This window comes from Cellulomonas massiliensis JC225, from assembly GCF_000312005.1.
Classification (GTDB): Bacteria; Actinomycetota; Actinomycetes; order Actinomycetales; family Cellulomonadaceae; genus Cellulomonas; species Cellulomonas massiliensis.
The window spans coordinates 1,622,874-1,634,199 of record NZ_HE978588.1 but is presented as its reverse complement, the minus strand read 5'-3'; the positions used below and the strand labels follow the sequence as shown (position 1 = coordinate 1,634,199).

Sequence of the window (11,326 nt, the reverse complement as noted above, 5' to 3'; positions counted from 1 at the left end):
GTCCCGCCCGCCTCGCCGCCCGCACCGGGAGCGGCACCGTCGGGCCCGCCCGCGGGCCGCCCGTCGCCGGGTGCGTCGTCGAGGCCCTGGGCCTTGGAGCGCGCGTCGACGCGTCGCAGGTGCCGCGTCATGGACAGCGCGAGGAGGATCACCGCGGCGGCGAGCGCGAAGGTGAAGACGAAGCCGAGGATGCCGGGCGAGCCGCCGCCCGGGATGACGGCGGTGGACGACGGGCTCGGGCTCGGGGTGGCCGCGAGCAGCAGCGAGAGCCGGGTCACCGGACCGCCTCGCGCACGCCGGCGAACAGGTCGCTCTCCGGCAGCTGCACGGGCACGCGGGCGGCGGCCAGCTCGTACTCCTCCGTCGGCCACGCGTCGCGCTCCACGTCGCGCGGGACCGCGAAGAAGAAGCCCTGCGGGTCGATCTGCGTCGCGTGCGCGAGCAGCGCCGCGTCGCGCTGCGGGAAGAACTCCGCGCACGGCACGCGGGTCGTGACCTCGCGCTCGACGATCTCCCGCGCCTCGCGCGACTCGATCCAGTCCCCGAACGGCGACTCGCCGCCCGCCGCGACGATCGCCTCGTGCAGCGCACGCATCCGCGCCATCGAGAAGCTGTGGTTGTAGTAGAGCTTGAGGGGAGCCCAGGCCTCGCCGCGGCCGGGGTAGCGGTCCGGGTCCCCGGCCGCCTCGTAGGCCTCCACCGCCACCCGGTGGCACATCACGTGGTCGGGGTGGGGGTAGCCGCCGGACGGGTCGTAGGTCGTGACGACGTGCGGGCGGAACTCGCGGACGAGCTCGACGAGCGGCGCTGCCGCCTCCTCGAGCGGCACGAGGGCGAAGCAGCCGTCGGGCAGCGGAGGCAGCGGGTCGCCCTCCGGCAGCCCCGAGTCGACGAAGCCCAGCCAGGTCTGGCGCACGCCGAGAGCGCTCGCCGCCGCGGCCATCTCCGAGCGACGGGCCTCGGCCATCTCCTCCAGGCTCTGCGGCCCGGGCCCGTAGTGGGGGTTGAGCACGTCGCCGCGCTCCCCGCCGGTGCACGAGACGACGAGCACGTCGACGCCCTGCGCCGCGTACATCGCCGTCGTCGCGGCTCCCTTGCTCGACTCGTCGTCCGGGTGCGCGTGCACCGCCATGAGGCGCAGCCGCTCGTCTGTCACGCTCGTCCCTCCCGTCGTGGCCGCGCTGCCGCGCGGACGCGGGACAATGATCCCCTACCGGGCCGTCGGGGCGCGCACGCAGGGACGACGTCCCGCGCGCCGCCCCGCGGGCCGACGACGACGAGACCCCGAGGACCCCGTGGCCGACCCGCAGCACGCCCCCGCTCCCCCGCCCCCGACCACGCCGCCGCCCGGCCGGTACGGCGGCGCGCGACGGCAGCTGGACCGGCGCACGTGGGTCGCGCTGATCGCCGTCGCGGCGGTGCTCGTCGCGGCGTGGGCCGCCTGGGCCGCCCTGCGCGACGACGTGCAGTGGAAGGACGTGGGCTTCCACGTCGACGGCACGACCGCCGTCGACGTCACGTTCGACGTGACGAAGCCGCGCGAGGCGACCGTGACATGCACCGTCCAGGCGCTGGCCGAGTCGTACGCGCAGGTCGGGGTCCGCACGGTCGAGGTGGGGCCCGCCGACACCGCGACGCAGCGCCTGCGCGTGCGCGTCGCGACGACGCAGCAGGCCGTGACGGGCGTCGTCGAGAGCTGCTCGAGCGCGCAGCGCTGACGACGGGGCACGGGCGGGGCACGGGCTGGAAGGGGCGGGGCCACCGCCCCGCGGCCGGCGCGCCGCCGCACCGCCGACCGGGCGACCCGGGGCCCGTCGCGGGCCCGCCTTGGTATCGTGGAGGTTTCGCACGCCGCACCGGTCCGCGGTGCGACCCGACGCCCGCCCCTCCCGGGGACGGCCCGGGTCGTCCCGGTCGAGACGGTCGACGCGACCGGTTCGCACGGCGGAGCACACCCCTCGACAGCGCAGGGGCCCCGACGCGCCCGCCGTTCGCCGAGCCTCCGTCCACCCCGCTCCGGGGCGTCGTGAACCCCCGGCACGACCGGAACGCAGAAAGGAGCGATCGTGACCGACACGACTGGAGCCACCTGGCTGACCCAGGAGGCCTACGACCGCCTCAGCCAGGAGCTCGAGCACCTCAAGGGTGAGGGCCGCACGGAGATCACCGCCCGCATCGCGGCCGCGCGCGACGAGGGCGACCTCAAGGAGAACGGCGGCTACCACGCCGCTCGCGAGGAGCAGGCCAAGCAGGAGGCGCGCATCCGCGAGCTGGAGGCCAAGCTGCGCAACGTGCAGATCGGCACCCCGCCCGACGACGGCAAGGTGGAGCCGGGCATGGTCGTCACCGCCAAGGTCGCGGGCGACGAGATGGTCTTCCTGCTCGGCTCGCGCGAGATCGCCGGCTCGGAGGACATCGACGTGTTCTCGCCGACCTCGCCGCTGGGCGCGGCGATCAACGGCAAGCAGGTCGGCGACTCGACGAGCTACGTGGCGCCGAACGGCCGGGAGATCCCGGTGGAGATCGTCGACGCCAAGCCCTTCACCGGCTGACGGCGCGCGACCCCCACGCCACCCTCACGGGCGTCCGGCTGCGGCCGGGCGCCCGTGAGTCGTCGTGGGGCCGTCCGCGGGCGCACCGGCGGACGGCTCACTCGGTGAGGCGGTAGCCGCACGCGCGCAGGTGCTGCTGCACCGTCGAGCAGTGCTGGGGCCCCTTGGTCTCGAGGTGGACCTCGATCGCGACGTCGCCCAGGCCCAGCTCGTTCTGCGTCCGCACGTGCGACACGTGCAGGACGTTCGCGCCCGTCTGCGCGACGTCGTGCAGCAGGCCCGCGAGCGCGCCCGGGGAGTCCGGCACGACGACGTGCAGCCACAGGTACCGGCCGGCCGACGCGAGCCCGTGCCGGAGCACGCGCAGGAGCACCTGCGGGTCCATGTTGCCGCCCGACAGCACCACGACCACGGGCCCCTCGAACTGGCCGGGCGCGGCCATGAGCGCCGCCACCCCGGCGGCGCCCGACGGCTCGACGAGCAGCTTGGCGCGCTCGGCGACGAGCAGCAGGGCGCGGGAGATGTCCTCCTCGGAAACCGTCCGGACCTCGGTGGACGCGTGCACGAGCACGTCGAACGGCACGGCGCCGGGCAGCCCGATGGCGATGCCGTCGGCCATCGTCCGCAGCTCCGGCGCGGGGACCGGGTGGCCCGCCGCGAGCGACTGCGGGTACGCCGCGGCCCGGGCGGCCTGGACGCCGACGACGCGCACGTGGGGCGCGGCCTCCCGCAGCGTCGCCACGACACCCGCGGCGAGCCCACCGCCGCCGACCGGCAGCACGACCGTGCGCACGTCGGGCACCTGCTCGAGGATCTCGAGCGCGATGGTGCCCTGCCCGGCCACGACGTCCTCGTGGTCGAACGGGTGGATGAGCACCGCGCCCGTGCGCTCGGCGTACGCGCGGGCGAAGCCGAGGCACTCGTCGACGCTCGACCCGCCCAGCTCGACGCGTGCGCCGTAGTCCCGCGTCGCCGCGACCTTGGGCAGCGCGGCGTCCGCGGGCATGAACACGACCGCCTGGATGCCGAGCAGCTGCGCGGCCAGCGCCACGCCCTGCGCGTGGTTGCCGGCGCTCGCGGCGACGACGCCCCGCACGCGCTCCTGCGCCGTGAGGTGGGACATCCGCACGTACGCGCCGCGGATCTTGAACGAGCCGGCTCGCTGCAGGTTCTCGCACTTGAGCAGGACGTCGGTCCCCGCGATCCGCGACAGCGCGCGCGACTCCTCGACCGGCGTGCGCTCGGCGATGCCGTCGAGCAGCCGTGCCGCGTCCTGGACGCGGCCGAGCCACGTCATCGCGAGCCGCCGGCGTCCCCGCGCGTGCCGGTCGTGCCGTCGTCCCTCGGCGTCGGCGCCTCGCCGACGGGCTCGTCCGCGACCGGGGCGTCGTCGCGCCGCCGCGGGTCGATGGGCGCGCCGGCGCCGGACATCTGGTCGATGGCCCGGTCGAGCACCGGGTGGCCCCGTTCCCGGATCGCCACGTGGTCCTCGTACCCGAGCTGCGGGAACTTGTCGTGCCCGTGCAGGTACAGCACCACGGTGTTGATCACCGCCACCACCGGCACCGCGAAGAGCGCGCCGAGGATGCCGGCGACGAGCGAGCCCGCCGCGACGGCGAGCAGCACGGCGACAGGGTGCAGCGACACGGCGTGGCCCATGAGGAAGGGCTGCAGCACGTGCCCCTCGAGCTGCTGCACGAGCAGCACGATCGCGAGCATGACGAGCGCGATGACGGGGCCCTTGGCGACCAGCGCCACCAGCACCGCGACCGCGCCCGTGACCACCGCGCCGACGATCGGGATGAACGAGCCGAGGAAGACCAGGATCGCCAGCGGCAGGGCCAGCGGGACCCCGAGGATCGCCGCGCCGACGCCGATGCCGATCGAGTCCGCACCCGCGACGAGGATCTGCGTGCGGGTGTAGGCGCCGAGCGTGACCAGCCCGCGCCGGCCCGCCTGGTGCACGTTCTCGCGCGACCCGCGCGGCAGGAGGCCGACGAACCAGGTCCAGATCTGGCGACCGTCCAGCAGGAAGAAGAACGTGCAGAACAGGGCGATGAGGGAGCCGGCGAGCACGTGCCCGACCGTGACGGTCGCGTGCAGCGCGCCGCTCGCGATCGCCGAGCCCTGGCCGCTGACCGCCTCGCGCGCCTTGTCGACCCACTCCGTGAGGTCCTGCGTCGACAGGTGCAGCGGGCCGTCGGACAGCCAGACGAGCAGCTTGTCGATGCCCTCCTGCGCCTGGTTCCACAGGTCGGCGATGCCGGAGACGATCGACTGCCCCGCGAGCACGAGCAGGCCGACGACGAGGACGAGCAGCGCCCCGAGCGCGAGCCCGGAGGCCAGCGCGCGCGGCGCCCGCAGCCGGCGCTGCAGCCACCCGACGAGCGGCGCGAGGAGCACGGTGAGCAGCAGCGCGATCGCGACCGGCACGACGACGACCTTGAGCTGCACGACGACGAACAGCCCCAGCGCCGTCGCGGCGGCGACGAGCAGGATGCGCCAGGACCACGCGGCGGCGCGCTGCACCGACGTGGGGACGCCGAGGTCGCTCACGCCTCACGCCCCGCGGCGAGCGCCTGGTCGAGGTCGGCGATCAGGTCGTCGACGTCCTCGATGCCGACCGACAGCCGCACGAGGTCGTCGGGGACCTCGAGCGCCGTGCCGGCCACCGAGCCGTGCGTCATCTTGTGCGGGTGCTCCACGAGCGACTCGACGCCACCCAGCGACTCGGCGAGCGTGAAGACCCGGGTCGCGGCGCAGACCGCGAGCGCGGACGCCTCGCTGCCGGTGCGGAACGCCACCATGCCGCCGAACCCGCTCATCTGCCGCGCGGCGAGCCCGTGCCCCGGATGGGACTCGAGGCCGGGGTAGATCACGGACCGCACCGCGTCGTGCTGCTGCAGGTGCTCCGCCACGCGCTGGGCGTTCGCGCAGTGCCGGTCCATCCGGACGGCGAGCGTGCGCAGGCCGCGCAGGGTGAGCCACGCGTCGAACGGGCCGGCGACGGCGCCGGAGGCGTTCTGGTGGAACCGCACCGCGTCCACGAGCGAGGTCGTGCCGGTCGGTCCCTCCAGGCCGACGGGGAGCTGCGCGCCGTCGGCGACGACGACCGCGCCGCCGACGACGTCGGAGTGGCCGCCGACGTACTTCGTCGTGGAGTGCACGACCGCGTCCGCACCGAGCGCGAGCGGCTGCTGCAGGTAGGGCGTCGCGAACGTGTTGTCGACGACGAGCACGGCGCCCGCGGCCCGCGCGTGCGCGGCGATCGCCTCGATGTCGGCGATGCCGAGCAGCGGGTTCGTGGGCGTCTCGACCCAGACGACCTTCGTCCGGCCGGGCTCGATCGCGGCCGCGACGGCGTCCGGGTCGGACAGGTCGACCGGCGTGTGGGCGATGCCCCACGGCCCGAAGACCCGCGCGACGAGGCGATACGTGCCGCCGTACGCGTCGTCGGGGATGACGACGTGGTCGCCCGGGCGCAGCACGGCACGCAGCAGCGTGTCCTCCGCCGCGAGGCCGGACGAGAACGCGAAGCCGGCCGCGCCGCGCTCGGCCGCGGCCAGCGCCTCCTCCAGGGCCGCGCGGGTCGGGTTGCCCGACCGCGAGTACTCGTACCCGCCGCGCAGCCCGCCGACGCCGTCCTGGGCGAACGTCGACGTGGCGTAGATCGGGGGGACGACCGCCCCCGTCGTCGGGTCCGGCTCCTGACCTGCGTGGATGGCGCGGGTCGAGAATCCGGCGGAGGACCAGTCGCGGGCGTGGTTCGTCACCGGACCAGGCTAGCCGCGACCTCGCCGCCGGGTGCGCCGGGGGAACACCTCGGAGGGCGCCGCCGTTCCAGTCACCGGGTGGACCGCATCCAGCGGCTCCCCCGGAGAGGACCACTCATGAGCTGGCTGTTCGGATCCGCACTGAGGTCGACCATGGTCGAGCCCGAGCGCGCGCTGAAGGGGCGCGACGGCTACGCCTACACCGTCCCGACGACGCACACCGTGCTCGGGACGCCGCTGCAGGGACCGTGGCCGGAGGGCACCCAGGTCGTGTACCTCGCCCTCGGCTGCTTCTGGGGCGCGGAGAAGGCGTTCTGGCAGCTGCCGGGCGTCGTGACCACCGCCGCGGGCTACCAGGGCGGCTTCACGCCGTACCCGACGTACGAGGAGACCTGCACCGGCATGACCGGGCACACGGAGACGGTGCTCGTCGCCTACGACCCGTCGGTGCTGCCGACGGAGCGGCTGCTGCAGACGTTCTGGGAGCTGCACGACCCGACGCAGGGCTTCCGGCAGGGCAACGACGTCGGCACCCAGTACCGCTCGGCGATCTTCACGACCACCCCGGAGCAGGCTCGTCTGGCGCAGGCCACGCGCGACGCCTACCAGCCCGCGCTGGAGCGCAACGGCTTCGGGGCGATCACGACCGAGATCCGGCCCGCCGACGAGGCGGGGCCGTTCTACTACGCCGAGGACTACCACCAGCAGTACCTGCAGAAGAACCCCCGGGGCTACTGCCCGGTGCACTCGACGGGCGTCGCCTGCGACCTGCCCGCCTGACGGCCGGACGACCCCACGCCTGACGGGCGGGGAGCCGCGGTACCCCCGGACCGCGGCTCCCCGCCCGTCTGTCCGCGCCTGCGGCGAGGTCCCCCGTGACCCGCCCTGCGCGGCCCCCTGCGACGTCGAGAGCGCGGGTGGCGTCATTGCCTCCCGCAATCGGGACATTAGCCCTGTGACAGCCGAAAAGCCACGCCGTCTCACCCGGGGCCGGACCTGGGTCCAGAACTCGGCGGGGCAGTGTGTCGATCGGGCGCGGCCCGGGCCGTCGGGGTGTTGGATCGGGCGAGGCGATCGAGCCCGACGGCACCGGAAGGACACGACCATGCAGCTGCTGATGCTCGTCTTCACCGACCCGACCGCGGACGAGGTCACGGACCCGCCCGAGGGCGAGGGGTGGATCGACCGGTGGGTCGCCGAGAACGACGCCGCCGGCCGCCGCGTCGTCGGGGAGCGCGTGCTGTCGATGGAGCAGGCGCGCGTCGTGCGGGTCCGCCAGGGCGGGACGCTCGTCACCGACGGGCCGTTCGCCGAGATGTCCGAGCACCTGGCGGGCTTCGACCTGCTCGACTGCGCGGACATGGAGGAGGCGGTCCGCGTCGCGGCGGACCACCCCATGGCCTGGTACGGCCGGCTCGAGCTGTGGCCGCTGGACCAGGTGAACCCGGCGGAGCTGGCGCGGGCGCGCTCGTCCGCCTCCGCCGACTGACGGCGACGACGACGCGCTCACGACGAGGGCGCGGCGGGTGACCCGCCGCGCCCTCGTCGTCGTGCTGGTGGCGCCGTCGTCAGCGCCGCGTGCCGACGATGTCGACGACGAAGACGAGCGTGTCGCCGCCCTTGATGCCGGCCTGCGGCACGCCGCGGTCGCCGTAGCCGAGGTGCGAGGGGATCGAGAGCAGGACGCGCGAGCCGACCTGCTGCCCGACGAGACCCTCGTCCCAGCCCGCGATGACCTGGCCGACGCCGATGCCGAAGCTGATGGACGAGCGGCGGTCGTAGGAGTTGTCGAACACCCGGCCGCCCCACGACTGCCCGAGGTAGTGCACCTCGATGTCGTCGCCGGCCTCGACGATCTCGCCGTCGCCGCGCTCGAGGACGGTCACCTCGAGCTCGGGCGAGGGGGCGGCGTCGGGGAACGTCAGGGTCGGCTTCTCGCCGAACGACCCGGACACCTGCGGCAGCGCAGCGGACATGAGAGCTCCTTCGCGTGGATCGCCCCGGCGGTTCGCGGGACGGGGACCATCTTGCCCGCTGCGGCCGACGCGGGCGGCCCGGCGACGGTGGGCAGGGTCCCGCCGCGGACTTGCCAACGTTGGCTAAGGCCATTAGCTTTGTCTTCATGACCACCACCGTGCAGCACCTCGACCGGCCCGAGGGACGCGTCGCCTACACCGTCGACGGGGCGCCCGAGGCCCCGCTCGTCGTCCTGGTCCCCGGCATGGGCGACCTCCGCCGCACCTGGCGCGCGCTCGTCGGCCCGCTGCGGGACGCCGGCTACCGGGTCGCGGTCACCGACCTGCGCGGGCACGGCGACTCCGACACGACCTTCCGGACCTTCGGTGACGTCGAGACCGCCCGCGACGTGCTCGCGCTCGTCGAGCACCTCGGGGGCCCGGCGGTCCTCGTCGGGCACTCCATGAGCGCGGGCGCCGCCGCGTGGGCCGCCGCCGAGCGCCCCGACCTCGTCGCGGGCCTCGTCCTGTCCGGCCCGTTCCTGCGCGACCCGGCGATGTCCGCGAGCGCGCGCGCCACCGTGCGGGTCGGCTACCACGCCCTCTTCGTCCCGCCGTGGGGCGGGGCCGCGTGGGCGTCCTACTACCGGTCGCTGCACCGGGGCCGGCGGCCGCAGGACCTCGGGGAGCACCTCGCCGCGCTGCGCGCCGCCTGGCGCTCCCCCGCGCGCATCGGCCAGCTCCGTCGCCTCGCGGTGCAGCTCACGCACGCGCCGGTGGAGAAGCGGCTGCCGCAGGTCGACGTGCCGGCGATCGCGTTCGTCGGTGCGCTCGACCCCGACTTCGCCGACCCGCAGGCCGAGGCGATGTGGATCCGCGCCGCCCTCGACGCGGAGGTCGTGCTCGTGGACGAGGCGGGTCACTACCCGCACGCGCAGCGGCCGGAGCTCGTCGTGCCCCGCACCGTCGCCTTCCTCGCCGGCCTGCCCCGCTCCGCGGGGCGCTGGGAGCTCGACGGCGCGCGTGCCTAGGGCCGGGCTCGACCGTGCCGGCGTCACCGCGCTCGCGCTCGGTGTCGTCGACGACGGCGAGGAGCTGACGCTCGCGGCCGTCGCCCACCGCGCGGGCGTCGCGGTGCCCAGCCTCTACAAGCACGTGGCCGGGCTGCCCGCGCTGCGGCGCGACGTCGCCCGCCGGTGCCTCGACGAGCTCGGGGACGCGATGGACGCCGCGCTCGCGGGGGCGCGGGGCCCGGAGGCGGTCCGGCGCCTGGCGCACGCGCTGCGCGACTGGGCGCTCGCGCACCCGGGCCGGTGGGCGGCCACGCAGGCCGGCTGGTCCGGCCGGGACGCCGAGCTGGAGCAGGCCGCGGCCCGCGCCGTCGGGCTGGCCTTCGACGCGGTGGCCGAGGCGGGCGTGCCGCGGGAGGCGCAGGTCGACGCGGTGCGCGCGACCCGCGCCGCCGTGCACGGGTTCGTCGGGCTCGAGCTCGCCGGCGGGTTCGGGATGCCCGACGACGTCGACGCCAGCTTCCGCTACCTCGTCGACCGGCTCGTCGCCGCGCTCGGCGCCACCGCGCGCTCGTCCTGAGGCGTCACCGCGCGAGGAAGCCCAGCAGGTCGTGGCGGGTGACGACGCCGACCGGCCGGCCGTCGTCGACGACCATGAGGGCGTCGTCCTTCTCGAGCGCGGCGCGGGCCGACGTGACGCTCTCCCCCATGCCGATCAGCGGCAGCGGCGCGGACATGTGCCGGTCGACGCGGTCCGACAGCTCGGCGGCGCCCGAGAAGACCGCGTCGAGCAGCGCGCGCTCGCTGACGGCCCCGGCGACCTCGCCGATCATCACGGGCGGCTCGGCGCCGACCACCGGCATCTGCGAGACGCCGTACTCGTGCAGGATCGAGATCGCGTCCCGGACGGTCTCGTTCGGGTGGGTGTGCACCAGCGCGGGCAGCTCCCCCGACTTCGTCCGCAGGACGTCGGCGACGGTCGCGCCCTCGTCCACGCCGAGGAACCCGTACGAGCGCATCCAGGCGTCGTTGAAGATCTTGGACAGGTACCCGCGACCGCCGTCCGGCAGGATCACGACGATCACCGCCTCGGCCGCGGCCGACGGGTCCTCGTCCTCCAACCGCCGCGCGACGCGGAGCGCCGCCTCGACGGCCATGCCGCACGAGCCGCCGACGAGCAGCCCCTCCTCGCGGGCCAGGCGCCGAGTCATCGCGAACGAGTCGGCGTCGCTGACGGCGACGATCTCGTCCGGCACGGACGGGTCGTAGGCGCTCGGCCAGAAGTCCTCCCCGACGCCCTCGACGAGGTACGGGCGGCCGTCGCCGCCGGAGTACACCGACCCCTGCGGGTCCGCGCCGACGACGCGCACCGGTCCGCCCTCCCGACCGGCCGACACCTCCTTGAGGAAGCGGCCGGTCCCGGTGATCGTCCCGCCGGTGCCGACCCCCGCGACCAGGTGCGTGAGGCGGCCGTCGGTGTCCGCCCAGATCTCCGGGCCGGTGCTCTCGTAGTGGCTGGCGGGCCCGTTCGGGTTCGCGTACTGGTTCGGCTTCCAGGCGCCCTCGATCTCGCGCACGAGCCGGTCGGACACCGAGTAGTACGAGTCGGGGTGGTCCGGCGGCACGGCCGTCGGCGTCACGACGACCTCGGCCCCGTACGCGCGCAGCACGTCGCGCTTGTCCTGGCTGACCTTGTCGGGGCAGACGAACACGCAGCGGTAGCCCTTGCGCTGCGCCACCAGGGCGAGGCCCACCCCGGTGTTGCCGCTCGTCGGCTCGACGATGGTGCCGCCGGGACGCAGCGCCCCGCTGGCCTCCGCGGCCTCCACCATCTTGAGCGCGATGCGGTCCTTCACCGACCCGCCGGGGTTCAGGTACTCGACCTTGGCGAGCACGGTCGCGGACAGTCCGGCGGTGACGGACGAGAGCCGCACGAGCGGGGTGTGCCCGACGAGCTCGGAGATGTGCTGGGCGTATCTCATGTGCTCACCTCAGCACACAGCGGCCCGGAGGACGAACCTCCGGGCCGCTGCGGG

General features: G+C 75.2%; 13 protein-coding genes. 6 read left to right on the top strand and 7 right to left on the bottom strand.

The window, feature by feature from the left end:
• Both HGCM_RS19780 and mca read right to left on the bottom strand, forming a co-directional pair.
• Nucleotides 1-278: hypothetical protein (locus HGCM_RS19780; RefSeq protein ID WP_019136292.1), on the bottom strand; the 278-nt coding region annotated here is incomplete at its 3' end.
• On the bottom strand, nucleotides 275-1,132 hold the full coding sequence (gene mca, locus HGCM_RS07790; protein ID WP_019136291.1) for a mycothiol conjugate amidase Mca: 858 nt from the start codon (nucleotides 1,130-1,132) through the stop codon (nucleotides 275-277). The genes HGCM_RS19780 and mca, both read right to left, overlap by 4 nt.
• Before the next feature lie 163 nt (nucleotides 1,133-1,295).
• On the opposite strand from mca, the gene HGCM_RS07785 reads away from it, so the two are divergent.
• Together HGCM_RS07785 and greA are read left to right on the top strand one after the other, a co-directional pair.
• The gene (locus HGCM_RS07785) at nucleotides 1,296-1,718 is read left to right on the top strand and encodes a DUF4307 domain-containing protein (protein WP_019136290.1); all 423 of its coding nucleotides are present in this window, start codon (nucleotides 1,296-1,298) and stop codon (nucleotides 1,716-1,718) included.
• 348 nt (nucleotides 1,719-2,066) lie between these two features.
• Nucleotides 2,067-2,552 carry a transcription elongation factor GreA gene (gene greA, locus HGCM_RS07780; protein ID WP_019136289.1) on the top strand — a complete coding sequence of 162 codons (486 nt, stop codon included), beginning with the start codon at nucleotides 2,067-2,069 and terminating at the stop codon, nucleotides 2,550-2,552.
• 97 nt (nucleotides 2,553-2,649) lie between these two features.
• Here greA and ilvA read toward each other — a convergent pair whose 3' ends face one another.
• Genes ilvA through HGCM_RS07765 form a run of 3 tightly spaced genes read right to left on the bottom strand, consistent with a single transcriptional unit; the run spans nucleotide 2,650 to nucleotide 6,325 of the window.
• On the bottom strand, nucleotides 2,650-3,849 hold the full coding sequence (gene ilvA, locus HGCM_RS07775; protein WP_019136288.1) for a threonine ammonia-lyase: 1,200 nt from the start codon (nucleotides 3,847-3,849) through the stop codon (nucleotides 2,650-2,652).
• Complete coding sequence (locus HGCM_RS07770) at nucleotides 3,846-5,108, bottom strand: AI-2E family transporter (RefSeq protein ID WP_019136287.1); 1,263 nt, start codon at nucleotides 5,106-5,108, stop codon at nucleotides 3,846-3,848. Before HGCM_RS07770 ends, ilvA begins: the two co-directional genes overlap by 4 nt.
• On the bottom strand, nucleotides 5,105-6,325 hold the full coding sequence (locus tag HGCM_RS07765; RefSeq protein WP_019136286.1) for a cystathionine gamma-synthase: 1,221 nt from the start codon (nucleotides 6,323-6,325) through the stop codon (nucleotides 5,105-5,107). Before HGCM_RS07765 ends, HGCM_RS07770 begins: the two co-directional genes overlap by 4 nt.
• A 117-nt stretch (nucleotides 6,326-6,442) precedes the next feature.
• Between HGCM_RS07765 and msrA the strand changes: the two genes are divergently transcribed.
• Nucleotides 6,443-7,105 (top strand): peptide-methionine (S)-S-oxide reductase MsrA, encoded by a 663-nt coding sequence (gene msrA, locus HGCM_RS07760; RefSeq protein ID WP_040399003.1) that lies wholly within the window; start codon nucleotides 6,443-6,445, stop codon nucleotides 7,103-7,105.
• Between the two features lie 325 nt (nucleotides 7,106-7,430).
• Nucleotides 7,431-7,814 carry a YciI family protein gene (locus HGCM_RS17485; RefSeq protein ID WP_019136284.1) on the top strand — a complete coding sequence of 128 codons (384 nt, stop codon included), beginning with the start codon at nucleotides 7,431-7,433 and terminating at the stop codon, nucleotides 7,812-7,814.
• 79 nt (nucleotides 7,815-7,893) lie between these two features.
• Here the strand turns inward: HGCM_RS17485 and HGCM_RS07750 are convergent, their stop codons facing one another.
• A complete protein-coding gene (locus tag HGCM_RS07750) occupies nucleotides 7,894-8,301 on the bottom strand; it encodes an FKBP-type peptidyl-prolyl cis-trans isomerase (RefSeq protein WP_019136283.1) in 408 nt (135 codons plus the stop codon).
• 146 nt (nucleotides 8,302-8,447) lie between these two features.
• Between HGCM_RS07750 and HGCM_RS07745 the strand changes: the two genes are divergently transcribed.
• Together HGCM_RS07745 and HGCM_RS07740 are read left to right on the top strand one after the other, a co-directional pair.
• The gene (locus HGCM_RS07745) at nucleotides 8,448-9,311 is read left to right on the top strand and encodes an alpha/beta hydrolase (protein ID WP_019136282.1); all 864 of its coding nucleotides are present in this window, start codon (nucleotides 8,448-8,450) and stop codon (nucleotides 9,309-9,311) included.
• Nucleotides 9,304-9,870: a TetR-like C-terminal domain-containing protein gene (locus HGCM_RS07740; RefSeq protein ID WP_019136281.1), complete on the top strand. Its 567-nt coding sequence runs from the start codon at nucleotides 9,304-9,306 to the stop codon at nucleotides 9,868-9,870. The genes HGCM_RS07745 and HGCM_RS07740 overlap by 8 nt, the downstream gene beginning before the upstream one ends.
• A 4-nt stretch (nucleotides 9,871-9,874) precedes the next feature.
• Here HGCM_RS07740 and HGCM_RS07735 read toward each other — a convergent pair whose 3' ends face one another.
• Nucleotides 9,875-11,272, bottom strand: a complete 1,398-nt coding sequence (locus tag HGCM_RS07735; RefSeq protein ID WP_019136280.1) for a cystathionine beta-synthase — start codon at nucleotides 11,270-11,272, stop codon at nucleotides 9,875-9,877.
• Nucleotides 11,273-11,326 lie beyond the last annotated feature (54 nt).